Origin of the sequence: Halomonas sp. NPDC076908 (assembly GCF_050269715.1) — a bacterium.
In the GTDB taxonomy this organism is placed as follows: Bacteria; Pseudomonadota; Gammaproteobacteria; order Pseudomonadales; family Halomonadaceae; genus Vreelandella.
The window spans coordinates 1-24,739 of the sequence record NZ_JBNNIW010000036.1 but is presented as its reverse complement, the minus strand read 5'-3'; the positions used below and the strand labels follow the sequence as shown (position 1 = coordinate 24,739).

General features: G+C 52.0%; 22 protein-coding genes. 1 reads left to right on the top strand and 21 read right to left on the bottom strand.

Features of this window, described 5'->3' with window-relative positions:
- Nucleotides 1-8: 8 nt before the first annotated feature.
- Nucleotides 9-962: a thioredoxin-disulfide reductase gene (gene trxB / locus ACQKE4_RS16990; protein ID WP_427389482.1), complete on the bottom strand. Its 954-nt coding sequence runs from the start codon at nucleotides 960-962 to the stop codon at nucleotides 9-11.
- A 297-nt stretch (nucleotides 963-1,259) separates the two neighbouring features.
- Here trxB and acnA point away from each other — a divergent pair, with 297 nt between their 5' ends.
- Entirely contained in the window at nucleotides 1,260-3,992 is a 2,733-nt protein-coding gene (gene acnA, locus ACQKE4_RS16985; RefSeq protein WP_427389481.1) for an aconitate hydratase AcnA, read from the top strand.
- Between the two features lie 87 nt (nucleotides 3,993-4,079).
- On the opposite strand, the gene ACQKE4_RS16980 is transcribed toward acnA, so the two are convergent.
- The 20 genes from ACQKE4_RS16980 to ACQKE4_RS16885 all read right to left on the bottom strand — a co-directional run bounded on the left by ACQKE4_RS16980 (nucleotide 4,080) and on the right by ACQKE4_RS16885 (nucleotide 24,700).
- The gene (locus ACQKE4_RS16980) at nucleotides 4,080-5,759 is read right to left on the bottom strand and encodes an NAD-dependent malic enzyme (protein WP_427389480.1); all 1,680 of its coding nucleotides are present in this window, start codon (nucleotides 5,757-5,759) and stop codon (nucleotides 4,080-4,082) included.
- Between the two features lie 192 nt (nucleotides 5,760-5,951).
- Entirely contained in the window at nucleotides 5,952-7,163 is a 1,212-nt protein-coding gene (locus tag ACQKE4_RS16975) for a YeeE/YedE family protein (RefSeq protein WP_427389479.1), read from the bottom strand.
- Between the two features lie 140 nt (nucleotides 7,164-7,303).
- Entirely contained in the window at nucleotides 7,304-8,326 is a 1,023-nt protein-coding gene (locus ACQKE4_RS16970; protein ID WP_427389478.1) for a tryptophan--tRNA ligase, read from the bottom strand.
- Nucleotides 8,327-8,404: 78 nt separating this feature from the next.
- Entirely contained in the window at nucleotides 8,405-10,255 is a 1,851-nt protein-coding gene (locus ACQKE4_RS16965) for a DUF7305 domain-containing protein (protein WP_427389477.1), read from the bottom strand.
- 8 nt (nucleotides 10,256-10,263) lie between these two features.
- Nucleotides 10,264-10,812, bottom strand: coding sequence for a PilW family protein (locus ACQKE4_RS16960; RefSeq protein WP_427389476.1), 549 nt, complete (start codon nucleotides 10,810-10,812; stop codon nucleotides 10,264-10,266).
- Nucleotides 10,802-11,233: a type IV pilus modification protein PilV gene (gene pilV, locus ACQKE4_RS16955; protein ID WP_427389475.1), complete on the bottom strand. Its 432-nt coding sequence runs from the start codon at nucleotides 11,231-11,233 to the stop codon at nucleotides 10,802-10,804. Before pilV ends, ACQKE4_RS16960 begins: the two co-directional genes overlap by 11 nt.
- Nucleotides 11,230-11,751 (bottom strand): GspH/FimT family pseudopilin, encoded by a 522-nt coding sequence (locus ACQKE4_RS16950; RefSeq protein WP_427389474.1) that lies wholly within the window; start codon nucleotides 11,749-11,751, stop codon nucleotides 11,230-11,232. Before ACQKE4_RS16950 ends, pilV begins: the two co-directional genes overlap by 4 nt.
- Nucleotides 11,738-12,142, bottom strand: coding sequence for a type IV pilin protein (locus ACQKE4_RS16945; protein WP_427389473.1), 405 nt, complete (start codon nucleotides 12,140-12,142; stop codon nucleotides 11,738-11,740). The genes ACQKE4_RS16950 and ACQKE4_RS16945 overlap by 14 nt, the downstream gene beginning before the upstream one ends.
- A 66-nt stretch (nucleotides 12,143-12,208) precedes the next feature.
- The gene (gene ispH, locus ACQKE4_RS16940; RefSeq protein ID WP_427389472.1) at nucleotides 12,209-13,189 is read right to left on the bottom strand and encodes a 4-hydroxy-3-methylbut-2-enyl diphosphate reductase; all 981 of its coding nucleotides are present in this window, start codon (nucleotides 13,187-13,189) and stop codon (nucleotides 12,209-12,211) included.
- 30 nt (nucleotides 13,190-13,219) lie between these two features.
- Nucleotides 13,220-13,666, bottom strand: coding sequence for an FKBP-type peptidyl-prolyl cis-trans isomerase (fkpB, locus tag ACQKE4_RS16935; RefSeq protein ID WP_427389471.1), 447 nt, complete (start codon nucleotides 13,664-13,666; stop codon nucleotides 13,220-13,222).
- A gap of 36 nt (nucleotides 13,667-13,702) precedes the next feature.
- Complete coding sequence (lspA, locus tag ACQKE4_RS16930; RefSeq protein ID WP_290832451.1) at nucleotides 13,703-14,200, bottom strand: signal peptidase II; 498 nt, start codon at nucleotides 14,198-14,200, stop codon at nucleotides 13,703-13,705.
- 64 nt (nucleotides 14,201-14,264) lie between these two features.
- Nucleotides 14,265-17,120 (bottom strand): isoleucine--tRNA ligase, encoded by a 2,856-nt coding sequence (gene ileS / locus ACQKE4_RS16925; protein ID WP_427389470.1) that lies wholly within the window; start codon nucleotides 17,118-17,120, stop codon nucleotides 14,265-14,267.
- Complete coding sequence (gene ribF / locus ACQKE4_RS16920; RefSeq protein WP_427389469.1) at nucleotides 17,104-18,171, bottom strand: bifunctional riboflavin kinase/FAD synthetase; 1,068 nt, start codon at nucleotides 18,169-18,171, stop codon at nucleotides 17,104-17,106. Before ribF ends, ileS begins: the two co-directional genes overlap by 17 nt.
- Before the next feature lie 84 nt (nucleotides 18,172-18,255).
- The gene (gene murJ / locus ACQKE4_RS16915) at nucleotides 18,256-19,827 is read right to left on the bottom strand and encodes a murein biosynthesis integral membrane protein MurJ (RefSeq protein ID WP_427389468.1); all 1,572 of its coding nucleotides are present in this window, start codon (nucleotides 19,825-19,827) and stop codon (nucleotides 18,256-18,258) included.
- A 113-nt stretch (nucleotides 19,828-19,940) separates the two neighbouring features.
- Complete coding sequence (gene rpsT / locus ACQKE4_RS16910; RefSeq protein ID WP_427389467.1) at nucleotides 19,941-20,207, bottom strand: 30S ribosomal protein S20; 267 nt, start codon at nucleotides 20,205-20,207, stop codon at nucleotides 19,941-19,943.
- A gap of 306 nt (nucleotides 20,208-20,513) precedes the next feature.
- On the bottom strand, nucleotides 20,514-20,741 hold the full coding sequence (locus ACQKE4_RS16905) for a hypothetical protein (RefSeq protein ID WP_427389466.1): 228 nt from the start codon (nucleotides 20,739-20,741) through the stop codon (nucleotides 20,514-20,516).
- Nucleotides 20,742-20,795: 54 nt separating this feature from the next.
- Complete coding sequence (gene cysQ, locus ACQKE4_RS16900) at nucleotides 20,796-21,578, bottom strand: 3'(2'),5'-bisphosphate nucleotidase CysQ (RefSeq protein ID WP_427389465.1); 783 nt, start codon at nucleotides 21,576-21,578, stop codon at nucleotides 20,796-20,798.
- On the bottom strand, nucleotides 21,578-23,149 hold the full coding sequence (locus tag ACQKE4_RS16895) for an ATP-binding protein (protein WP_427389494.1): 1,572 nt from the start codon (nucleotides 23,147-23,149) through the stop codon (nucleotides 21,578-21,580). The genes cysQ and ACQKE4_RS16895 overlap by 1 nt, the downstream gene beginning before the upstream one ends.
- 130 nt (nucleotides 23,150-23,279) lie before the next feature.
- Nucleotides 23,280-24,035 (bottom strand): amino acid ABC transporter ATP-binding protein, encoded by a 756-nt coding sequence (locus ACQKE4_RS16890; RefSeq protein ID WP_427389464.1) that lies wholly within the window; start codon nucleotides 24,033-24,035, stop codon nucleotides 23,280-23,282.
- On the bottom strand, nucleotides 24,032-24,700 hold the full coding sequence (locus ACQKE4_RS16885; protein ID WP_427389493.1) for an amino acid ABC transporter permease: 669 nt from the start codon (nucleotides 24,698-24,700) through the stop codon (nucleotides 24,032-24,034). Before ACQKE4_RS16885 ends, ACQKE4_RS16890 begins: the two co-directional genes overlap by 4 nt.
- Between the last annotated feature and the right edge of the window lie 39 nt (nucleotides 24,701-24,739).

Here is a 24,739-nt window from a genome sequence, read left to right as displayed (position 1 = left end):
GCAAGTATTTACCCAGCGATACCGTCTAAATAGCGCTCAGCATCCAACGCGGCCATGCAGCCGCTGCCCGCTGAGGTGATCGCTTGACGGTAGATGTGATCCATCACATCGCCGCAAGCAAACACACCCGGTACGCTGGTCGCCGTGGCATTACCCTCAAGACCAGAGTGAACTTTGATATAGCCACCATTCATGGCTAATTGGCCTTCAAAGATCCCGGTATTGGGGCTATGGCCAATGGCAATAAACAGGCCTGGTGCATGAATCTCTTTGCTCGAACCGTCTTTGGTGGATTTCACCCGAATGCCCGTAACACCTGAATTGTCGCCGAGAACCTCTTCCACTTCCTGGAACCATTCCAGGACGATCTTGCCCGCCTCGGCTTTTTCGAACAGCTTATCTTGAAGGATCTTCTCTGCGCGCAAGGTATCGCGACGATGTACCAAGGTTACTTTAGAGGCGATATTGGAGAGGTAAAGCGCTTCTTCAACAGCGGTATTACCACCACCTACTACAATCACTTCCTGGTTACGGTAGAAAAAACCATCACAGGTAGCGCAGGCTGAAACGCCTTGGCCCATAAACTGTTGTTCGGTAGGCAAACCCAGGTAACGCGCGCTGGCACCCGTGGCTACAATCAGCGCATCGCAGGTATAAATGCCGCTATCACCTTTCAAGGTAAACGGTTTTTCGCCTAAGCTGACCTCATTGATGTGATCAAACAGCACTTCGGTATTGAAACGCTCAGCGTGCTGCTTCATGCGCTCCATTAACTCTGGGCCTTGTACACCTTGCGCATCACCCGGCCAATTATCGACATCGGTTGTGGTGGTCAGTTGGCCACCCGCTTGAATACCGGTGATCAGCAGCGGCTTCAAGTTTGCCCGAGCCGCATACACAGCGGCCGTGTAGCCTGCCGGGCCAGATCCAAGAATAATCAAACGCTCATGACGAGTTTCCATGACACCACCTTGTAAAGAGCTAACTGATAATGTTGCAGATAGTTTTGAAAAATAAGTTTTGAGGATTAGTTTTGCGGATAATTTCGCAAAGAGTCTGCCTGAAATGGCGTCAAGTACAAGCTATTGCAAGGTTTCATCTAAGCTATTAGGCGAAGAAACCTTGAAAGCGACTGTGCAAACACCCATCTATAACGACTATCATCAGTACGATGCTAAGCCATACTAAAGGAAGACCGTGACCGATGCGCCTAGTGAGTTTTAAGCCACTATAATGGCCAGTAATCAGAGGAGAATGGTATGAGCAAGATACCCGATACGCTAAGCACCCTAGAAGTGGGCAATACCACGTATCACTACTACAGCCTACCCCAAGCAGCCGCGACTCTCGGCAACATTGACCGGCTCCCCAAAACGCTCAAGATTCTACTCGAAAACCAACTGCGTTTCGCTGACGACGAGAGCGTCGCTGAAGAAGATATGCAGGCCCTGGTCGACTGGCAGACCGAGGGCAAATCCAGCCGCGAAATTGGTTATCGTCCCGCTCGGGTATTAATGCAGGACTTCACCGGTGTCCCCGGCGTAGTTGATTTGGCCTCTATGCGCGCTGCCGTGGAAAAATTAGGTGAAGACCCGGCGAAGATCAATCCGCTTACGCCGGTGGATCTGGTCATCGATCACTCGGTAATGGTTGATAAGTTCGGTAACGCCGCAGCCTTTCAAGAAAACGTTGATATCGAAATGCAGCGTAACCGCGAGCGCTACGAGTTTCTACGCTGGGGCCAGCAGGCGTTTGACAACTTCAGCGTTGTGCCCCCCGGCACCGGCATTTGCCACCAGGTAAATCTAGAGTATTTAGGCAAAACGGTATGGACCAAGGACGAAGACGGCAAGACCTTGGCCTACCCCGACACACTCGTCGGCACTGACTCCCATACCACGATGATTAACGGCCTCGGCGTACTTGGTTGGGGCGTTGGCGGTATCGAAGCCGAAGCGGCCATGCTGGGTCAGCCGGTATCGATGCTGATCCCGGAAGTCATCGGTTTCAAATTGACTGGCAAATTGCGTGAAGGCATCACCGCTACTGATCTAGTGCTCACCGTCACCGAAATGCTGCGTAAAAAAGGCGTTGTCGGTAAATTTGTTGAGTTCTATGGCGATGGTTTGAAAGACCTACCGCTGGCGGATCGCGCGACCATTGCCAATATGGCCCCTGAGTATGGTGCCACTTGTGGATTCTTCCCGGTAGATGAAGAAACGCTCAACTATCTGCGTTTAACCGGCCGTGAAGATAACCAAGTCGCGCTGGTGGAAGCCTATAGCAAAGCCCAGGGGCTATGGCGCGAGCCAAGCGATGAGCCGATCTTCACTGACGCACTGCATCTAGACATGACTGAGGTGGAAGCCAGCCTTGCAGGCCCTAAACGCCCTCAAGACCGCGTGGCACTTCAGAACATGGCGGCGGCCTTTGATAAGTTCCTGCAGGAAGACACCAAAGCGGATTCGACGGCCAAGGGCAAGTTCTCGTCTGAAGGTGGCCAAACTGCCGTAGGCGTTGAGCGCAGCTTTAAACATGATACGAGCCAAGCCGTTAAGCTGAATGATCATGACTTCAGCTTGGATCCCGGTGCCGTAGTGATCGCCGCGATTACCTCGTGTACTAACACTTCAAACCCAAGCGTTATGATGGCGGCAGGTTTGCTAGCCCGTAAGGCGCGCGAAAAAGGCCTGACTACCCAGCCATGGGTGAAGACCTCACTGGCGCCGGGCTCGAAAGTGGTCACCGACTACCTTGCCGCCGCTGGCCTTAACGACGATCTGGATGCGCTAGGTTTCAACTTAGTCGGCTACGGCTGCACCACCTGTATCGGCAACTCTGGCCCTCTGCCGGATGAGATTGAGCAAGCAATTAACGATGGCGATCTAGCCGTCGCCTCCGTGCTCTCCGGTAACCGTAACTTCGAAGGCCGTGTGCATCCGCTGGTTAAAACCAACTGGCTTGCCTCACCTCCGCTGGTCGTCGCTTACGCCCTGGCCGGTAACGTTCAACGTGACCTTACCAAAGAGCCGATTGGCGAAGGCAGCAACGGCGAACCGGTCTACCTTAAAGACATTTGGCCCACCCAGGCAGAGATTGCTAACGCCGTCGAGAAGGTCAACACCGAAATGTTCCGTAAAGAGTACGGCGCAGTGTTTGAGGGTGATGACGTTTGGAAAGCAATCAACGTGTCAGAAAGCAAGGTCTATCAGTGGCCTGAATCTACCTACATTCAGCACCCGCCCTTCTTTGAAGGCATGGGTCGCGAACCGGATGCCATTGAGGATGTGCACAGTGCCCGTGTGCTAGCCATGCTGGGCGACTCGGTCACCACTGATCATATTTCACCTGCGGGCGCTATTAAGCCTGCTAGCCCTGCTGGTCGCTACCTGCAAGAGCATGGCGTCAAACCGGTAGATTTCAACTCTTATGGTTCGCGCCGTGGCAATCATGAAGTGATGATGCGCGGCACCTTTGCCAACGTGCGTATTAAAAATGAGATGCTGGATGGCGTTGTCGGCGGTGAAACACGCCATGTGCCCAGTGGCGAGCAAATGGCTATTTACGATGCGGCCATGAAGTACAAGGAGGAAGGTAAGCCGCTGGTCGTGATTGCCGGTAAAGAGTACGGCACGGGCTCCTCACGGGACTGGGCAGCAAAAGGTACCCGCTTGCTGGGTGTGCGTGCGGTAATCGCCGAATCTTTTGAGCGTATTCACCGTTCTAACTTAATCGGCATGGGTGTTGTGCCGCTACAGTTTACCGAAGGCGAGAGCCGCCATACGTTGGGTTTAACCGGTGATGAAGAGATTTCTATTGCGGGTCTAAGCGACCTTTCTCCCGGTGGCACAGTGAAAGTCGTGATCAAAAATGGCGATGGGGAACGTACCGTTGATGCCAAGTGCCGAATTGATACCGTAAACGAGCTGGCTTACTACCGCCACGGTGGTATCCTTCACTACGTGCTGCGCAAGATGATCGGCGCAGCCTAAAGGGTAAAACCTTACCAATGCTTGCATGCCCCCACCTCGGTGGGGGCTTTTTTTGACCTATCGATCAAATCATCTATAAATGCGTGCTTAGAACGCGCGGCGGCGGTAAGTGCGGTAATCCGGCGACCAGGACGCTTTTTCGATTAGCTCGCGTAGCGTCGTACCGCTGGTTTGCAGCGCTACACCGTTCTGCTGAGCCTGGGCCGCCACTTCAAAGGCAATCGACTTACTAATATCGCGAATGCGCGAAAGCGGCGGCAGCAGTGCCCCCTTGCCCTCTTTCACTAATGGCGCCTCACGAGCAAGCGCACGAGAGGCGCTCATCAGCATCTCGTCAGTCACGCGAGTAGCACTGGCGGCGATCACGCCCAACCCAATACCAGGGAAGATATAGGCGTTATTGCACTGGGCAATGGGATAAGTGCGCCCATTGTAGACCACTGGTGCAAAGGGGCTACCGGTGGCAACGAGCGCTTGTCCATCGGTCCAGCGAATCACATCTTCAGGCGTTGCTTCTGCCTGGGAGGTAGGATTGGATAGCGGCATGATCACCGGGTGCTCACAGCCTGCGTGCATGGTGCGAACCACCTGCTCGGTGAAAATTCCGCGCTGCCCGCATACGCCAATCAACACCGTAGGCTTGACCTGCGCAACCGTCTCTTCTAACCCTTGCCCGTTCCACTGTGCCACTAGCGAAGCGTCATGGGCTAAACGGCGCTGAAAATCGCGCTGCCACACTTGATCGTTGGTCATCAAACCATCTCGATCAACAATATAAATTCGCGCCCGAGCTTCGCTTTCGGTCAATCCTTCAGCTTGCATGGCGACCACCACCTGCTCGGCAATACCACAACCCGCCGAACCACCGCCTACAAATACCACACGCTGTTGAGCGATAGTCTCTTCGCGGGCTTGGCAAGCCGCCATCAAGGTACCTACCACCACAGAGGCCGTGCCTTGAACATCGTCGTTGAAGCAGCATAGCTCGTCCCGATAACGCTCTAGCAGCGGTACAGCGTTGGCCTGGGCGAAGTCCTCAAATTGAAGCAGCACATTGGGCCAGCGGCGTTTTACGGCGGTAATAAATTCTGCCATAAAGGAATCGTACTCTTCTTGGCCTACCCGTTCATGGCGCCAGCCCATGTACATGGGGTCATCCAGCAGCGCTTTATTGTTGGTGCCCACATCGATCATGATCGGCAGCGTATAAGCAGGACTAATGCCGCCACAGGCGGTATACAGCGCCAGTTTACCAATCGGGATACCCATGCCCCCGATTCCCTGGTCACCCAAGCCTAGAATGCGCTCCCCGTCCGTCACAACGATCACTTTTACGTTATCTTTGGTGGCACTACGCAGAATGTCATCCATATGCTCCCGGTCAGGGTAGCTAATAAACAGACCACGGTGGTTGCGATAGATATTGGAGAATTCCTGACACGCCTGCCCCACCGTCGGGGTATAGATAATCGGCAGCATCTCTTCAAGGTGCTGGGAAACCAGACGGAAATAGAGCGTTTCGTTGTCGTCTTGAATGCCACGCAGATGAATATGCTTTTCAAGGTCGCTGTGGCACTGCTGGTACTGGCGATAGACCCGTTCCAGTTGATCCTCAATAGTCTCAACCTTTTGCGGCAGCAGACCAATCAGGTTAAACGCTAGGCGCTCCTGTTGAGTAAACGCACTGCCTTTGTTCAATAGCGGCATTTCGAGCAAAGAAGGACCGGCGTAAGGAAGGTATAGGGGGCGTTTACTCTGGGTAGTCATAAGCACTCTCTTTTTTATGTCAATCACTGCTGCAATGCAGCAACATCAGGCGTTTACGGCGTTTGAACGTAATGTAACATGCTCCTGAGACAAAGGTAGAAGAGAGCCGCTTTAAGCGTAAAAAAATGCCTCAGCTAAAAGCCAAGGCGTTGAACAATATTACGCAGCATTTATGGCAAAAAACGCCTGTGGCTAGCAGCTTTTAGCAGTCGCCTGACGCCCTTCTACGCCTTCAAAAAAGAACGGGCGCAGTTTAACGCCAACCATATTCCCTGCAAACGCCGCCACCATCCACACCCAGCCGTGTAGGCTGCCAGAGGCAATACCACTGAAATACGCGCCAATATTGCAGCCAAACGCCAAGCGCGCGCCATAGCCCAACATAATGCCGCCAATAATCGCAGCGAGCACCGACTTAAGCGGTATCTTAAAATTAGGTGCAAAACGACCCGCCAAACTGGCAGCCGCCAGCGCGCCGAGCATAATACCGACGTTCATGACCGTGGTAATATCACTCCATACACTCGCTTCCAACGTCGCTGCATTGCCCGGCGCCTGCCAATAGCCCCACTGGCTGACATCGCCGCCAATCAGCTCATAACCTTTAGCACCCCACAACGCAAACGCAGAGGTAATCCCCCAAGGGCGCCCTGCCAGGGCTAACGTGGCAAAGTTCAACAACGCCAAGGCTACTGCGCCAGCCACAAGCGGCCAAGGGCCGGTAAGCCAACGCTCGTAACCATGCTTATTGACAATAGGAGCCTGTTCTAACTGACCGTGACGGCGTTTCTCCATCACCCAGGTAAAGGCAGCAATAGTAGCAAACAGCACCAAGCTAATCGCAATGCCACCACCCACACCGGCAACATTAACCAGCGATACCGGCTGAAAAGCGGGCAAATTCTGCCACCAAGCAAAATGCGCGGAGCCAATCACAGATCCCACAATAAAGAACACTAAAGTGATCAGCATACGGGCATTACCACCGCCCGCGGTGAACAGCGTACCGGAGGCACAGCCACCGCCTAACTGCATGCCAACGCCAAAAATGAAGGCTCCGACCAGCACGGAGATACCAATCGGCGAAACAAACCCCGTTACGGGTGTGCCAAACAGGGTACCCGCCCCAAGCGCCGGGAAAAACAGCACCACGGCAATGGCCAACATGATCATTTGCGCACGCAGGCCGCGCCCACGCCGTTCAGTAATAAATACCCGCCACGCAGCGGTAAAGCCAAAAGCCGCATGGTAAAGCACCATGCCCAGCAGCCCACCGACAATCATCAGCAGGCCCGTATTCGCTTCAAACACCACTCCCACCAGCAGCGCGCCAAGCACAATCGCCGCCGTGGCAATCAGTGGCACGCGATAGCGTGTTGGTTCAGCAACAGAGGCTGTAGACATAAGGTCACCTTTAGCAGCACCAAAAGCGCCTGTTAGCAAACAGGCGCTTTTGGAAAACATAGACAATTGTTATAAGCCTAACGATAGGCGTAGAGCGCGGGAAATTCTTTATTGGGAGGTGCTTATAACTTTATTGAATATCAGACAAACCGCCCAAGGCCAACAGCGGAACGCAAGCGATCCATCGTTACTGCTGCTTCTTCCCGTGCCCGCTCAGCACCTTTTTGCAGAACGGCTTCAATATGTGCGGGATCTTCCATCAGCGCGTTGTAGCGTTCACGCGGGCCGCTCAAATGAGCATTCAAATAATCGAACACTTGATTCTTAGCATCGCCCCAGCCAATTCCTTCAGCATATTGCTCGCGCAGTCTGCTGGTCTCTTCTGCTGTCGCGAAGGCGGAGTAAATCTGGAACAGCGTGCAGGTACTTGGATCTTTCGGCTCACCGGGTTCCAGTGAGTTAGTTTTAATTTTACGCACCAGCTTTTGCAGCTTTTTCTCGGGTGAAAAAAGCGGAATGGTATTATCGTAGCTCTTGGACATCTTGCGGCCGTCCAAGCCATTCAGTAGCTGTATCTTATCGTCTACCACAGCCTCGGGAAGTACGAAGTGCTGACCTTTATACAGGTGGTTGAAACGCCCGGCAATATCGCGCGCCATTTCGATATGCTGAATCTGATCACGCCCTACCGGCACTTTATTGGCGTTGAACATTAAAATATCTGCCGCCATCAGCACAGGGTAGCCAAACAGCCCCATGGTAATGCCTTTATCCGGGTCCTGGTTTTCTGCCTCTTCGTTCTCGGCAACCGCCGCTTTATAGGCATGGGCGCGGTTCATCAGCCCTTTGGCACACACGCAGGAGAGCATCCAGGTGAGCTCAGGGATTTCTAAAATATCCGACTGGCGATAGAAAATGGCATTGTCTGTATCCAGCCCCAGCGCCAGCCACGTAGCGGCAATTTCCAGACGTGATTCCTGTACGCGTTTTGGATCGGGGCATTTGATCAAGGCATGGTAGTCAGCCAAAAAGTAAAACGACTGAACGTTGGGATCTAGGCTCGCCTCAATAGCGGGCTTAATCGCCCCGACATAGTTACCTAAATGGGGCGTACCGGTAGTGGTAATACCGGTGAGAACGCGGGTTTTGGCAGACTGACTCATTTTTTCAGACTCTTAGTTTTCAGGCTCTTAGGCAGATGCCACTATGATAACGCGCGTCCCGCCGTGTGGCGAATGACGTTACTGCCAACCTACTAGTTGCCAGCCACCATCGCCCCCAGTTTTGGGCGAGCCATTTGAAGTATCTCCAAAAGATTCCGCTAACAACTCATCGTAAACGATACTGCCGCCGCCACTCACACTTACAGTGCGACCTCTTATACTTCCAAAAAAACTTGCGCCCGAATTGACCGAAACATTTGCGTAAGGCGCGTAAATATTGGCTACAACGCGATTGCTTGAACTAAAATTAACACCAGTTCCTGAACCGCTATAGCCAGAAAAGATAGAAAATGTTGGCTTACCATTGCTGTTGATAGCGTTAGCGGTGGGCATATTAAGCACACTACCAAAATCTACCTTACCCGCAACAAAAACAGTTAAACTTGAGTTTTCATCAATCACTAGACCAGCACCACCACCACCCATAGAGAAGTCACCACCGACTACCAGCACAACATCCCCACCTTTAATGTGCAACTTAGATGTACTGGCCATACTCAAGTCAGCGACATAATAGGTAGCTGCATCTTCTCCAAAAATTGTAACTTCGCTCGGCTCTGCTCCATCAACATGCCCATGAGAGTCGCTACCTACAACTGATATCTGACTGGGTGTCATCGTTATGTCTACCACACCATTATTAACTATCAAATTTCCAATGGAGACAAGATCATTTTTATAGCGAGTGATTTCCTGAAGTAAGCTACGGCCAGAAAAATTAACGATATCACAGGACTGCACCTGTACTTCTTCAACTTCAGCTAGTGAAACTGATGTATTTGGGAAAAAATTATTACGATAAGGTGCGTCAATATGGTCTTGGGGAGGATTCCTTCGAGGATCACCTGGACTTGAAATTCCGTTTTGAGCATATATCCCCCTACCTATACTTGCTCCCCATGCTAAACTAACTCTACCTAAAGACCTCAAAGACCCATCAACGCGACCACTACTAGAAAATATAATATTAGATGAACTTTCAACATCTCCTTTAATTGTTTCACTTCTACCTAGAGCAACATTACCATTTGAAAAAATACTTCCAGAAACTGTGGCAGAATTATTAACATCTACCTTACCTTTACTATTGACATTCCCATGGATAAAATTACTTGTATTTATAATTACGTTATTATTTGAAGAAACATCACCATAAACTGCAGAAGACCCATTAAGGGTAACGCTCCCAAGCGCCATCACCCCTCCATGAACTTGCTCATTCCCTTCTAAAAACACATCTGCATTTTCAGTAGTCGTGCGAATTAAAGGGACATTCTCTTCTGCAAAGCGGCCTGGCTGTCCACTCCAATTACCATCACTTGAGCGATAGCTGCTGACAGTGGATCCACCACTCAACATCATTCCTTCACAACCCACAAACGGAACCTCAAAAAGGTCCGAACTATCATCGCCAACATCGCCACCATTGTTACCGCCCCCTTCTGACCCAGAGCCATCATCGTTTCCTCTTTGGTAGGTTGCTACTGTTTGCCGGACAGCATTATTATTTGTCCCCTGATCTGTCGTTATAACAGTGATAATTCCTTTTTCCTTATCTACATCAATACTAACCTTCAACTTATCAAGCGATCCAAGACTGTCAGCGTTGTCCAATAGGTTTGAAATACTACTACCCTCATAAGTCGCATTACCGCTTTCATATATATTATCTAAACGACCTAAAGGGAATGTGTTAGAAAACTCCGACATCAGGCTGTCTGAGTTCATCTGCGCTTGGACTGCAGCACGATAATTACCCGCTAGCCGCTCATCAATCAACGCACTCTGCATACCTGACATACCTAACATCAGCGCGCCAGATAGCAATGCCATTACAATCACTAACGCAGCACCTTGCTGATGTTTCATATCACCACCTATGAAAATATGCTTAATCTATTTTGTATGAGAATGACAAACTCTTCGTAATTTTCGTCTTTTTCGGCAGCTAACCTTATTGTCAATTCATAAAGTCCACCACCTAAATCTTTAACTAAAAACGACTCTTCACTATCATCATAAAAACCTTCAACGAGTGGCTCAGAACTCCCCCACCCACTTTCGCTTCCAGTTTCAGTCTCACATTTTCTTCTAATGCTTAAAGAAAAACTTCCGTTTGTTTCTGTCAATAAGTACCTTTTCTTAAAATACTCATCTACATTACAATCGCTACCACGCGGAGATAGTGACAACTCAATGGCTGCACTGTCCAACATTACATCTATACTGATTGCAGACCGTATATCCTGAACCACTGCCCCTGTAACATAGATGAGAGTTTCTTGTTTCCGGCTTAATTCATCCACTGCTTTAAACGTTTGGAAAGTAGTCAGAAAAAGCTGTCCAGCACCTAAAATAATAACGGTGCCGATTGCCATTGCCACCATCAATTCAACGAGCGTGAAACCTTTTTGTTTATTCAGCATTATCGTCCCCATCCGGCCTGGGGAGACGAAGTGAATAGCTAAGTTCGTAGGATTCGGTATCGTCTGGTCGGCTTCCCATATCTATAACAATGGTAAAATCACAATCACTCTCCGGTACTATTACACTCCCCTCCTGATTCACATTGCGCAGAGGGTTGGCGTCTTTGTCGGCAAACCAATGTGCTTTCCATTCAGCTTCAACATCAATATTTGCGCAGTTATTGACTTCCTCATTTACCCACTCAGCCCAGAGCCGCTCCTGCGCATCAACAGCGGCGATGCTTGCCACTGAGCGCTGATAGCCCGCGTTAGCACTTTGCAACGCTTTAAGCTGCATCGCGGCTACCCCAATTAGGCCAATGGATAGAACGACCAGTGCGATTAACGCCTCAATCAGGCTAAAGCCTCGCTGATAAGTCATGGCGCTGACTCCTGCCTGCGAATGCTGCCAGTTATGTTAATCGCCAGGGTGATAGAGGCAACGTTACGTTGCTCACGCTGAGGGCTAATGGTGATACGGCATGGATTAGAAGAGCATCCATCAATATCGGCGTCACCCAAACTCTGAAAGGTGAGCGAAAAGGCTTGTTCTGGCGTGGTGATGTTAGCTGACGGCCCCATGCGCATGGTCTCACCATTACTCTCCACCCAATAGCACCCACGCGCACTATCGCTACCTTCACTCATTCGTCCTTCTTCAAGGCATTGATCGGCGGGCGAAAACTGAACCGTGACGGGCTGACGCTGTTTAATCGCTTCGCTGCGGGCAAAGCTCAGCACCGAAATCATTTCGTTAACATCACTGGATAGCTGCTGGCGGGCAAGGAAGCCACCGAACGCAGGTACCGCCATAATAGCGATAATTGTAGCGATCATTAGCGTGACTAACAGCTCAATTAGGGTGAAGCCCCGCTCCTGTAGCGGCTTACCAACAGCCATTGGGTAACCTTTCGCCAGATGAGCTTAAGGTTATGTCCTCTTCGCAACCGTCGCTTCCGCCATTACTTATGAGCGTTGCAGTCAACTTATACCCACTAGCGTTGTCGGAGTTAGAAATGGTGTAGCGGCTTTCAGGTGATGTGTTAGGAAAGTCGCAATTCGCATATGAATAAGTGCGCGTATAGCAGCGCTCAAGCTCAGAAGCTGCTTGCATTAAACCCGCATGGGCATCGGTGCGCACTGATTTCTGAACATAGCGGGTATAGCTGGGATAGGCGATGGACGCGATGATGCCAATGATCACCACCACTATCATCAGCTCAATAAGAGTAAAGCCGCGCTGACCATTCAGAGATGAACGGCCAGTGGAAAGATGAGAAACATAAGGCACGCGGCTTTGCTCCTGTATTAGTTGGCTCATACGGTTTAAGTATGTCGCAAACCAATACGCTTTGCATCAGCCGCTGACAATCACCTTTTCACGCAACTCTTTCGGCATGGAGAATGTAATTGTCTCTTCGCGACCTTGAAGCTCTTCTGGTACCGCGGCCCCCATTGACTGAAGTTTAGTAATCACGCCTTTTACCAACACTTCAGGAGCACTAGCGCCTGCGGTAACCCCCACATGAGCAACATTTTCGAGCCACTGGGGATCAATCTGGTCGGCGTTATCGATCAAATAAGCCGGTGTACCCATGCGCTCAGAAAGTTCTCTTAAACGATTAGAGTTCGAGCTGTTAGGACTGCCCACCACCAGCAACAGGTCACTCTGCGCTGCTAGCTCACGTACGGCGTCTTGGCGATTTTGCGTGGCGTAGCAAATATCATCATTGCGGGGCCCTTGAATCGCCGGAAACTTATTGCGTAGTGCGTCGATAACCTTGGCAGTATCGTCCATTGATAGCGTAGTTTGCGTCACGAAAGCCAGCTTGGAGGGATCGCGCACTTCCAGCTTAGCAACGTCGTTTTCGTCTTCCACTAAATAGATACTGCCACCATGAGATGTATCGTAACGCCCCATGGTGCCTTCAACTTCAGGGTGGCCCTCATGGCCAATTAGCACGCACTCTTGACCGCGCTTGGCGTAGCGCAGCACTTCCAAATGCACTTTGGTTACCAGCGGGCAGGTGGCATCAAAGACTCTCAAACCACGCAGCTCGGCGTCCATTTGCACCGCCCGTGACACACCGTGGGCTGAGAAAATCACGATAACGTCGTCTGGCACTTCATCCAGCTCTTCTACAAAGACAGCACCCCGGGCACGCAGCGTTTCCACTACAAACCGGTTATGAACCACCTCGTGGCGGACGTAAATGGGCGGTCCAAACACATCCAATGCTCGGTTAACGATATCAATCGCGCGATCAACCCCGGCACAAAAGCCACGTGGATTGGCCAGTTTGATCTGAATGGGCTGTGCTTGCTGCGTGCTTGTCATGAGAGCGCCTTGATGCGACATGGCATCTGCTTAATGAGTGGTCACCGGCTTAACGTCTAACACTTCTACTTCAAACGTAAGCGTGCGGCCTGCTAACGGGTGATTAAAATCGACGTCCACACGATCACCCTCAATCGTTTTGACCACACCTGGCAATTCCGTTCCCGCTTTATCGGCAAACGACATCACCATGCCGATTTCAGGGGCTTCGTCACCAAAGTCAGCGCGCTTTAGTGTTTGAATGTTCTGCGGGTTGTGCTGGCCAAAGGCATGCTCAGGGGTAATCTGAAAACTGCCGCTCTGCCCAGCCGCTAACCCTTTAATGGGGTGCTCAAAACCTGGCGGCAGATTGCCATCACCAAACGCAAAGGTGGCAGGCGCTTTGTCTTTGGTGGAGTCCACCAGCGTGCCATCCTCTAGCTTTAAGGTGAAGTGCAGTGTCACTTCCATCCCGTCATCGATCAAATAGTCGCTCATTGCAGCTCTCAATAGTCGGTTGTTCTCAACGTTCGATTAATGAGCAGCCTCGGCCGCTTTTTTGCGCCGACGCTCGCCCATAATGGATTCCCAGATTAAAGCGACGGCCCCCAGGGTAATCGCAATATCCGCCACGTTAAATGCCGGGTAGTACCATCCGGCAACGTGGAAAGAGAGGAAATCGACCACATAGCCATGTACTAGGCGGTCATAAAGATTGCCTAGCGCACCGCCAATAATCAGAGGCAGTGCAATCGCCAATAGCTTTTCATCATTTTTAATCCGGGTCAGCCAAATGGTGAGGCCGACACTGGCACCAATCGCCACAATGGCGAAGAACCAGCGCTGCCAGCCAGGATGCGTGGCTAAAAAGCTAAACGCAGCACCAGGATTGTGCAGCAACGTCAGGTTAAAAAACGGCAGCACTTCTACTGGCTGGGCATAGCCTAACTGGCTACTGGCCACATACTTAGTGGCCAAATCCAATACAATCACCGCCACCGCTAGCCATAACCAACGCAGCGGCCGGTGCATCGTCGGCCGCGCGCTTGTCTCGGTATCACTAGGTGCTTTTTGTTCGTTAAGCGCCTTGTCTTTATTAAGCATAGTAGCGAATCTCACCGCTTCCTTCTGGGAGGTTGCTGATACAGCGCCCACATAAATCCGGGTGATCCGAATGGGTGCCTACATCGGGGCGGTGGTGCCAGCAGCGCTCGCACTTGGTGTGCTCGCTGGTGCTAACAGCTACCTTCAAGCCATCAAGCTCAGTTGCTTCGGCTTCAGCCGCTTCTGCTAGCGGCTTAAGGGTAACCTCGCTGGTCAAGATGACAAAACGCAGCTCGTCACCCAGTTTAGCTAACGTTGCCTGCAGCTCGTCACTGACATACAGCGTCACTTCAGCCGCTAAGCTGCCTTTGATTACTTTGGCATTACGGGCGTCTTCCAGGCACTTATTAACCGAGTGCTTAACTTCCAGCACCTGCTCCCAGAAAGCACGCCCCAGATCAGCGCCCTCATCCAGCGTCGCTAAGCCCGTGTAGTAGGTTGCAAGCAATACGCTGTCGCCACGCTTACCAGGGATATTCTCGTGAATCTCCTCGGCAGTGAAGGAGAGAATCGGTGCGATCCAGCGGCTCAGCGCTTCTACCACGTGATACAACGCCGTTTGCGCACTGCGCCGCGCCAAAGAATCGGTCTGGGTCGTGTATTGACGGTCTTTGATAACGTCTAAATAGAAGCCACCCAATTCCCGCGCACAGAAGCCGTGTACCTGCTGGTACACATCCAGGAAGCGATACTCTTCATAGGCTTTTTCGATCCGCACCTGTAACTGAGCCGCGCGGTCGACCACCCACTGATCCAGCGCCAGCATATCGCCAAAAGCGACTTGATTGTGCTCAGGATCAAACCCGTTAAGGTTCGAAAGCAGGAAGCGGGCAGTGTTACGAATCCGGCGATACACATCCGAAGTACGCTTCAAAATCTCGTCCGATACGGCCATTTCGCCGGAGTAGTCGGTAGAAGCAACCCATAGGCGGAGAATGTCGCCGCCCAGCTTATCCATCACTTCCTGAGGCGCGACCACGTTGCCTAATGATTTGGACTGTTTGCGGCCCTGGGAATCAACGGTAAAGCCGTGGGTCAGCAGTTGACGATACGGCGGATGGCCGTCAATCGCCGAACCAGTCAACAGTGAGGAGTGGAACCAGCCACGGTGCTGGTCAGAGCCTTCCAGGTACAGGTCAGCTCGCGGACCGCTTTCGTGGCCATGGGGGTGCGAGCCGCGAAGTACGTGGCGGTGAGTAGTACCTGAGTCAAACCAGACATCCAGCGTATCGGTGACTTTGTCGTACTCGGCAGCTTCCGTGCCCAATAACTCGGCGGGGTCGAGCTTGAACCAGGCATCGATACCTTCCTGCTCAACACGCTTAGCGGCTTCTTCCATCAGCTCAACGGTGCGCGGGTGCAGCTCACCGGTTTGCTTGTGCAGGAAGAACGGGATGGGCACGCCCCAGTTACGCTGGCGGGAAATACACCAGTCCGGGCGATTGGCAATCATGCTGTGCAGGCGCGCCTGCCCCCAGGCGGGCGTAAACGCGGTGGCTTCGATGCCAGCCAGCGCACGTTCGCGCAAGGTTTTACCATCTTTACCTTGAATATCCATGCCAACGAACCACTGCGCCGTGGCGCGATAGATAACAGGTGTTTTGTGGCGCCAGCAGTGCATGTAGCTGTGTTTGATGGGCGTGTGCGCCATCAACGCACCCACTTCACTCAGCTTTTCGACGATATGGGGATTAGCCTTCCAAATCATCTGGCCGCCGAAGAAGGGTAGATCGTCAGCGTATACGCCGTTGCCCTGCACCGGGTTGAGCATGTCGTCAAACTCCATGCCATGCTCGCGGCAGGTAATAAAGTCATCCATACCGTAAGAAGGCGCAGAGTGCACAATACCCGTACTACCAATTTCAGACTCGACGTACTCCGCCAGATACACTGGCGAGAGACGATCATAAAACGGGTGACGGAAATTGATCAGATCGAGGTTCTTGCCTTGCGTGGTAGCAATCACTTCACCCTGCAAACCAAAGCGCTCAAGGCAGCTTTCCACCAGCTCTTCTGCTAGCAATAACAGGCGTTCGCCAGTATCGACCAGAGCATAGGTAAATTCAGGGTGAACGTTAAGCGCCTGGTTGGCCGGAATGGTCCACGGCGTGGTGGTCCAGATCACCACTGCCGCAGGTTTAGCCAATTCGGTTAAACCAAACGCCGCCGCCAGCTTGTCGGCGTCTTCCACCGGGAAGGCCACATCGATAGCATCCGACTTCTTATCGGCGTACTCGACTTCGGCTTCCGCCAGGGCCGAGCCACAGTCAAAGCACCAGTTGACTGGCTTCAAGCCTTTAAATACGTAGCCCGCATCGACCATCTCGGCCAGCGCACGAATTTCACCTGCTTCGTTGGCGTAATCCATGGTGCGATAAGGGTGATCCCAATCACCGATGATACCCAAGCGCACGAAGTCGGCCAGTTGGGTTTCGACTTGCGCACCGGCGTATTCACGGCATAGCTCGCGTGCTTTGTCCGGGGCCAGATGCTTACCGTGGGTGGTTTCTACTTTGTGTTCAATGGGCAGGCCATGGCAGTCCCAACCCGGTACATACGGCGCATCAAAACCGGCTAAGTTTTTCGACTTAACAATAATATCTTTGAGAATTTTATTAACGGCATGACCAATATGGATACTGCCGTTGGCATAAGGAGGGCCATCGTGCAGCACAAACAGCGGCGCGCCCGCACGGGCTTCCCGCAGGCGCTGGTAAATATTCATATCCTGCCACTGGGAAACCCGCCCCGGCTCTTGCTTCGGCAGCATGCCGCGCATGGGGAAGTCAGTTTCAGGTAAATTCAGCGTATGCTTATAATCCATGGTCTGGTCAGCCATTGTTAGCATCGGCGGCATCATCCGCCGAATAAGAATCAGAAGAAGTCGTATTTGAAAACACTGTATTTGAAGACATCGACTCACGCCCAAGCGGGGCCGAGGCCAACGGAAGAGCATAATGATTGTCAGCCACTGCCGCCGTTAAATAGTGGCGGGCACGGGTCTGATCACGTTCAATTTGCGCTTTTAGCGCTTCAAGGTCGTCAAATTTCACTTCGCCACGCAGGCGGATGCAGGGAAACACCGTCATACGTTGGCCATACAGGTCACCGCTAAAATCAAGCAGGTGTACCTCAAGCGTTGGGCGCGTTGAGCCTACTGTTGGGCGAAAGCCAACGTTCGCCACCGCCAGGTAGCGTTCGCCATTTGCCAACTCAGCCACCACCGCAAACACACCCCGCAGCGTTAACGGCTGAGGCAGCAACGGTAAGTTGGCGGTGGGCACCCCAATGGTGCGCCCCAACTGCTGGTCGCGCACCACGCGGCCATGCAACGAATAGGGCCGACCCAGCAAGCGCGCCGCAGCGGAAAAGTTGCCGCTAGCGAGCAATGTGCGCACCCGTGTACTAGAAACTCGCTCGTCATCCACGGTAAAGGTACGGGTGTGCTCTACACCAAACCCCTGCTTACGCCCTACGTCCGCTAACAGGGCAAAATCACCCCGGCGATCACAGCCAAAGCGGAAATCATCGCCCACTACCAAGTGCTTAACCCCGAGCCCATCGATCAAAACCTGATCAATAAACTCACGCCCCGTCAGGCTGCGCAGTGTGTCGTTAAATGGCAGCACCAACACTTGCTCCGTGCCAAAGTCACGCAGTAACCGCACCTTTTCGCGCAGACGTGTTAACCGCGGTGGCGCTTGCTCACCGGCAAAAAACTCCCGCGGCTGGGGCTCGAACACAACGACGGTGAGCGGCACACTCCAGCGGGCGGCATGTTCACGGCACTGCTGAAGAATGGCTTGATGGCCGCGATGCACGCCATCGAAATTACCGATAGTCGCAACGCAGCCACGATGAGCCGCTTTCAAGTTGTGCAGACCTCGAATGACGCGCATGGCACCTCAGCCGTTGGGAGGACGATAAAGCCCCTGATTATAACGAAACGCCTGATAACAAACACACCCGCGATGGGCGCAGCGTTACGATTGCATTTTAAAATGACGGAAGCGCAAACCAAGCGCGGCTAGCCAAATGAAGTAAACCGTACCGCCTAAGACTACCAGCCCGCTTACCCAGCTAACCCGTTGCCACAGGCCAAAGGTGAGCCACGCCTGCCAATCAGGCGATACAACGTACAATGCCGCACACATGAGCCCACTACCACCCAGTAGCTGCACCGAGTAACGCTTCCAGCCCGGCTGAAATATCAGTACGCCCTGTTTATGAAGTAAATAACCTAACAAACCGGCATTTAAGAAAGCTGAGAGCGCCGTTGCTAATGCCAGCCCCGCATGGGCCAGCGGCCAGATTAACAGCAGGTTAAAGACCATGTTAGCGACCATGGCGATAATGCCCACTTTCACTGGCGTACGGGTATCTTGGCGGGCAAAGAATCCTGGTGCCAATACTTTGATTAACATAAAGGCCACCAACCCAAAGGCGTAAGCGCGTAGGCTCATCGCCGCCATTTGAATATCGTGATCGGTCATCGCGCCATAATGGAACAGCGTGATCAATAAAGGCTCTGCCAACACTGCCAGTGCCAATGCTGCGGGTAAGCCTAGCAGCAAAACAATTCGAATGGCCCAATCCAACATCGCGGCGAAGTGCTCTTTCGACTGGGAGGCATGGCGCTTAGATAGCGCGGGCAAAATCACTGTGCCAATGGCCACCCCAAATACTCCCAACGGCAGCTCTACCAAACGGTCCGAGTAGTAGAGCCACGAAACGCTGCCTGCCACCAAAAGAGAAGCCAACACCGTATCCAGCAACAGGTTAATTTGCGATACCGACACTCCAAACAGTGCGGGCCCCATTAGCTTAAGGATACGCCGCACACCCTCATGGGCAAAATTTGGCCATGGCTTGGGCAGTAGCCCTAAACGCAATAAGAACGGCACTTGAAAGGCAAGCTGTGCAGCCCCGGCGATCAATACGCCCCAGGCCAGCGCCATGGCAGGCTCTTCCATCAAGGGCATTAAAAATAGTGCCGCGCCAATCAGCGAAAGGTTAAGTAATACCGGCGTAATGGCAGGTACGGCAAAGCGGTTCCAGGTATTCAGTACACTGCCTGAAAACGCGGTCAGCGAAATCAACAACAAATAGGGGAACGTCAGACGCAGCATATCTGCGGTCATCGCTAGCTTTTCAGGGTCCCGCCCAAAACCTGGGGCAAATACCCAAATAAGCCACGGCGCGCACAGCATAGCCACGGCGGTAATCAGCGCTAGTACCGCAGTTAAGCTACCGGCGGTGGCATTCAGTAGCTCACGAATCTCCTGCTGGGTACGCTGGGCAGAGTACTCAGAGAGCACCGGCACAAAGGCCTGGTTAAACGCCCCTTCCGCAAATAGTCGGCGCAGGAAGTTGGGTATTTTAAACGCCACGAAAAACGCATCAGCACCGCTGCCCGCCCCTAAGAAGGTAGCGACCACCACATCACGCACCAACCCCATCACTCGCGACAGCATGGTCATGGCACTTACCACCAGGCCAGAGCGCATAAGCCCCCGGCGGGCTGGAGAAGTGTTGGGAGTTTTCATCGCTGTCATAAGCTATCCAGAAAAACGCATCCAGAAAAAAAACCATCCAGAACAACCATCCAGAACAACCATCCAGACACAAAAAAACCGGCCGCAGCCGGTTTTTTATGGCGCCTGTCGGCTTACGCCGCCAGTGCCTTAATACGCTTGTTCAAACGGCTTTTCAGGCGAGCTGCTTTCTTCTTAGACAGCACGTCTTTATCAGCAATACGGTCAACGACCGGCTGCATGGCCTTGAACTCTTCCATTGCCTTAGCGTGATCACCAGTGCTGATCGCTTTCACTACACGCTTGATGTAGGTGCGGACCATGCTGCGCTGGCTGGATTTCAGGACGCGACGCTTCTCGGCCTGGCGGGCGCGCTTGCGAGCTTGCTTGCTGTTCGCCACAGGGTATCTCCTTGGAGAATAAAGGTTGCCAATAAGAGGCAACGAAATTAAATATGTGTTCGTCGACTGCGCTTATGCAGCACGACATTTCCGCAACATGACACTTTTACAACAACCGATTATTCATAACAACCAGTTGAATTGGCAGGTTTTTCGCCCTGCAAACACACAATACAGGCAGTGTAATTATGCTGCCCGCTCACGGGTCTTGTCTGAGAGGATGGCATAGTCTATCACGCGCTAATCGTGCTTGCCAGCGGTTGTCAATACTGGAACTATGTTATCGCTGCTGCAACAACGTTATCGCTAAAGTAACTTCACTAAAGTAGCAATAATTGCGATTGAGGCAGCCATCATAGCGCCTAAACGTAACGTTAAACGTAGCTCAAGCCGTTCTAAACCTGCTTTAGTCGCCAAGCGCGCCTCAAGCAATTTTGCCTGCTCTTCCGCCAAAATCCCTGCTTGCGCTTCAGTCATACCCGCCTGCACCAACCGCTTGACGAAGCGATGAGTATCGAATGTTATCGTGGACATGGCAGGCATCTTAAAAACTTAAATAAGCAAAATAGTAGCATCGATTCGCAACATTCAACTTCTTACACTTCCCCACACCACAAAATCGGGGTTGAGCACATGGTCAGGCGTAGCGTAGCTCAGTGATTGATTTTCAAACGTTACTACGCGCCCGCCTGCTTGCTCCACAATGACTTGGGCAGCGCCCGTATCCCATAGGCTAGTGGGCCCAAAGCGTGGGTACACATCGGCTTTACCCTCAGCGATAAGGCAAGACTTAAGCGAGCTCCCCATTGCCTGAAACTCATGTTCACCCAACACCTCTAGCCATGAGGACATACGTGAGTCAGCATGCGAGCGACTGCCCAGCACGCGCCACGGTTGCCCTTCTATTGGGGGCAATGATGCTTGGATCTTCTGCCACTGCTCATCAGCACTGGCTTTAAACGCCCCCAAGCCTTCAGCGGCTAAATAAGTAAGGTTGAGTGCAGGTGCTACAATAACACCTAACACTGGCTTACTCTGGGCAATCAAAGCGATATTGACGGTAAACTCATCGTTACGCTTGATGAACTCTTTGGTGCCATCCAGAGGGTCTACCAGCCAATAAAAGCCTTCAGGATTAGGGCCGCTAAAATGCTGCGTATCTTCTTCAGAAAGCACTGGTACGTCAGGCGTAAGTGCCTTCAAACCACCTACAATTATCACATGAGCGGCTTTATCCGCCTCGGTCAGTGGAGTGTTGTCGGCCTTTAACTCAACGGTAAACGCACGGCGATAGACCTGCATAATCGCCACGCCCGCCTCATAGGCTAACTGCTCAATGCTTTTTAGCAATACTTTATTAATAGGGGGCATTAAACGAGCGTCTCCACATCAAACCCAATAATTTGGCGTTGCTCGCGGGAGAATTCCACGCCCACTAGGTGAATGGGCTTGCCAGAAGCACGGTACTTATCGGCGTAGCCTTTGGTTTTAATCTGCTCTAGCGCCTTCCCCTCCGGTAGCTGTTCCACCACCTTAAACTCAAATAAATAGAGGTGTCCGGCAAAGTCTACCGTCATATCCACCTTCCCAAAATGACTAGCGTCCTCCACCGTCACGCTTAGCCCAAGGGCGGCGAAATGACTGTAGAATACGCTGGCATAATGACCTTCATACTGAGCTATAGGGTTGTTTCGGTACCAGTCATGGGGCAGCCCGGCGTACAAGGCTTTAAGGTGCCTTTTCAACCCCACCAAATCGTGTGCTTGCAATACCTCAAGTAGTGCCAACTGATGCGTTTGTAACTCGCTATCTCCAAAACCCAAAACAGGTAGTAGCAGCTCGTTCAGGCTGCTTTCCACCTCTTGATTGGGAAATCCTAAAGTATAAAGTTTATATCCCACCATCGGCTCACTGAGTTGCTTAATAGTGAGATAGCCAGTTTGAAAAAGCAGCCCTTCTGTGGTGATATCATCGACATCAAAGCGCCCTAACAACTGTGCTTTTGCTTGTAATTTACCTAGCCGAGGGCTGAACACCCCACGTTGCTTTAAAAGCTCCACCAAAAACGTGGGGGTAGCGCTCTCAAACCAGTAGGCGCCAAACTGACGTTTTTGAAACAGCAACAGCACATCGAAAGGGTTATAAACAGCCGTTACCTCCTGCCCACCCCAGCGATACCCGTTATACCAGTGCTTGATGTGAGCACGGTCTAGCCCCGGCAATTCTGGGGCAAACACGCTATCAATATCATTATCGGTATAACCGCAAATAGTCGCGTAAGGTGTATCTAACGTAATGTCGTTAAGGTTATTAAGCCCTGAAAACAGACTAACCTTGCTGAACTTTGAAACCCCTGTTAGCAGCACAAAGCGTAGATGAGGATCCGCATCTTTAAGCACGCTGTAGAGATTTTTCAGCCCTTCGCGCAGTTCACGCGCCCGCTCTGGGGCCAAAATATTATCGAGAATGGGCTTATCGTATTCATCTATCAGCACCACCGTACGCTGACCAAATTTTTGATGAGCACGCCGAATTAAGTCCGAAAAATCATTGGCAATCAGCTCCGGCCGCGCGCTCTCAATCCCCAACCGCTCGCGGTGTTCTGCCAACTGGTAGCGAATATGCGTATCCAAATCAGCTCGACTGGTTAAGTGCCCATCGGCAAAGCCAAGGCGAATTACCGGGTGCTTAGCGTGCCAATCCCATTTATCGTGAATGTACAGCCCTTCAAACAGCGCTTCGCGACCTTCAAACAGGCAACGCAGGGTATCTAACAGCAGGCTTTTGCCAAATCGGCGTGGTCGGGAAAGAAAATAGTAGCCACCCTCTTCAACCAGCCGGTGAAGCTGGGGTGTCTTATCGACATAATAATACCCCCCTGTACGCAACTTATCGAAAGCCTGTATACCAATGGGCAATTTGAGATGATTTGCAGTGGGCATTTCAGTGAGCATAGCAACCTCAAGAAACAGGTGAGCTGGAAGCAAGCATAACATGCACATCCCTGCTCTCATCCATTACGAAGCATGACACAAGCAAAACGCGCTTTAACTGAAACTCAATGCTCGGCTGTTATGGTACCGCCTGCCCCGTAGGTGCTAAAATTTTACGTAAGAAATGGCGCGTGCGCTCATCTTTGGGCGCTGTAAATAGTTCCTCTGGCGGCGCTTGCTCGACGATGCCGCCTTCGTCCATAAAAACCACACGGTCAGCCACTTCACGGGCGAATTGCATTTCGTGCGTCACGACAATCATCGTTTGGCGCTCTACAGCCAACTGCTTCATCAGGCTTAGCACTTCTTCCACCCACTGCGGGTCAAGCGACGAGGTCGGCTCATCGAACAGAATCACATCGGCATTGGCCGCCATGGCACGGCCAATCCCTACGCGCTGCTGTTGACCACCAGAAAGTGAGGCTGGGTAAGCGTCGGCTTTATCTGCCAAACCGATGCGCTGAAGAATTTCTCGGGCTCGCGCATGGGCTTTAGCTTTCGGCAATTTATCCACCGCAATCATGCCCTCACTAATATTCTCCAGCGCGGTTTTATTAGCAAAAAGACCATAGTTCTGAAATACGAAGGCGGTGCGCCGACGCAGTGAAAGAATATCTGCGCGACTGGCCCGCTGAGTATCGACACTCAAATCGCCTACGGTTAAGCGCCCGGCATCTGGTCGCTCAAGAAAATTGATACAGCGCAGCAGTGTCGATTTACCCGTACCAGAAGGGCCGATGATCACAATGATCTCGCCCTGAGAAAGACTTAAATCGATATTTTCAAACACCGTTTGGGTGCCAAAGCGCTTGGTAATGCCTTGCAGCGAAATCATCGTTGATAAGCCCTATTTAGATAAACTTCTAACCGGCGCTGGCCCCAGGAAAGCACTTCTACGATCGCCCAATAGATGAGTGCCACCAGTAAAAACGCCTCTAAATAGAGAAAGCTGCCGGCGGCTTCTTTTTGCGTAGCACCCATGAGCTCGGTAACCCCCAGGGTAAAAGCTAAGGAGGTCGCCTTGATGATATCGATGAAGTAGTTCATCAGCGTTGGGGTTGCTACCCGGGTTGCCTGGGGCAAAATTATACGCCGCATCAGCTGCGACTGGGTCATGCCAATGGAGAGCGCCGCTTCGGTCTGGCTGCGGTCAATCCCCACAATCGCCGCGCGAATGGATTCGGCCATATAGGCAGAAAAGTGCAGCGTCAGCCCCAGCACCGCGGCGGTGACACCGGACATCGAGATTAACGCACTAATCAGCTGCGGTAAGCCGTAGTAAAAGAGAAACAGCTGAACCAACAACGGCGTGCCACGAAAAAACGAGATAAACAGCATTGCCAAACCGTTTAATATCGGTACCCGCGTCACACGAATAACCGCCATTAAGCAAGCCAGGATCAGCGCAAAAAACATGGCGATGGTCGCCATTTGTAGCGTGAGCGGCAAATAGCGCAGTAAAACCGGCAGTAGCCCCCACATATACTCAAGGTTCAGCATCGCAATATCGCTTATAAGCAAACGGCCGTGGCAATGCCA

Coding starts and splice junctions, on each gene's coding strand:
- trxB (WP_427389482.1), bottom strand. CDS start 962: ATGGAAACTCGTCATGAGCGTTTGATTATTCTTGGATCTGGCCCGGCA.
- acnA (WP_427389481.1), top strand. CDS start 1,260: ATGAGCAAGATACCCGATACGCTAAGCACCCTAGAAGTGGGCAATACC.
- ACQKE4_RS16980 (WP_427389480.1), bottom strand. CDS start 5,759: ATGACTACCCAGAGTAAACGCCCCCTATACCTTCCTTACGCCGGTCCT.
- ACQKE4_RS16975 (WP_427389479.1), bottom strand. CDS start 7,163: ATGTCTACAGCCTCTGTTGCTGAACCAACACGCTATCGCGTGCCACTG.
- ACQKE4_RS16970 (WP_427389478.1), bottom strand. CDS start 8,326: ATGAGTCAGTCTGCCAAAACCCGCGTTCTCACCGGTATTACCACTACC.
- ACQKE4_RS16965 (WP_427389477.1), bottom strand. CDS start 10,255: ATGAAACATCAGCAAGGTGCTGCGTTAGTGATTGTAATGGCATTGCTA.
- ACQKE4_RS16960 (WP_427389476.1), bottom strand. CDS start 10,812: ATGCTGAATAAACAAAAAGGTTTCACGCTCGTTGAATTGATGGTGGCA.
- pilV (WP_427389475.1), bottom strand. CDS start 11,233: ATGACTTATCAGCGAGGCTTTAGCCTGATTGAGGCGTTAATCGCACTG.
- ACQKE4_RS16950 (WP_427389474.1), bottom strand. CDS start 11,751: ATGGCTGTTGGTAAGCCGCTACAGGAGCGGGGCTTCACCCTAATTGAG.
- ispH (WP_427389472.1), bottom strand. CDS start 13,189: ATGACAAGCACGCAGCAAGCACAGCCCATTCAGATCAAACTGGCCAAT.
- fkpB (WP_427389471.1), bottom strand. CDS start 13,666: ATGAGCGACTATTTGATCGATGACGGGATGGAAGTGACACTGCACTTC.
- lspA (WP_290832451.1), bottom strand. CDS start 14,200: ATGCACCGGCCGCTGCGTTGGTTATGGCTAGCGGTGGCGGTGATTGTA.
- ileS (WP_427389470.1), bottom strand. CDS start 17,120: ATGCTAACAATGGCTGACCAGACCATGGATTATAAGCATACGCTGAAT.
- ribF (WP_427389469.1), bottom strand. CDS start 18,171: ATGCGCGTCATTCGAGGTCTGCACAACTTGAAAGCGGCTCATCGTGGC.
- murJ (WP_427389468.1), bottom strand. CDS start 19,827: ATGACAGCGATGAAAACTCCCAACACTTCTCCAGCCCGCCGGGGGCTT.
- ACQKE4_RS16905 (WP_427389466.1), bottom strand. CDS start 20,741: ATGTCCACGATAACATTCGATACTCATCGCTTCGTCAAGCGGTTGGTG.
- cysQ (WP_427389465.1), bottom strand. CDS start 21,578: ATGCCCCCTATTAATAAAGTATTGCTAAAAAGCATTGAGCAGTTAGCC.
- ACQKE4_RS16895 (WP_427389494.1), bottom strand. CDS start 23,149: ATGCCCACTGCAAATCATCTCAAATTGCCCATTGGTATACAGGCTTTC.
- ACQKE4_RS16890 (WP_427389464.1), bottom strand. CDS start 24,035: ATGATTTCGCTGCAAGGCATTACCAAGCGCTTTGGCACCCAAACGGTG.
- ACQKE4_RS16885 (WP_427389493.1), bottom strand. CDS start 24,700: ATGCTGAACCTTGAGTATATGTGGGGGCTACTGCCGGTTTTACTGCGC.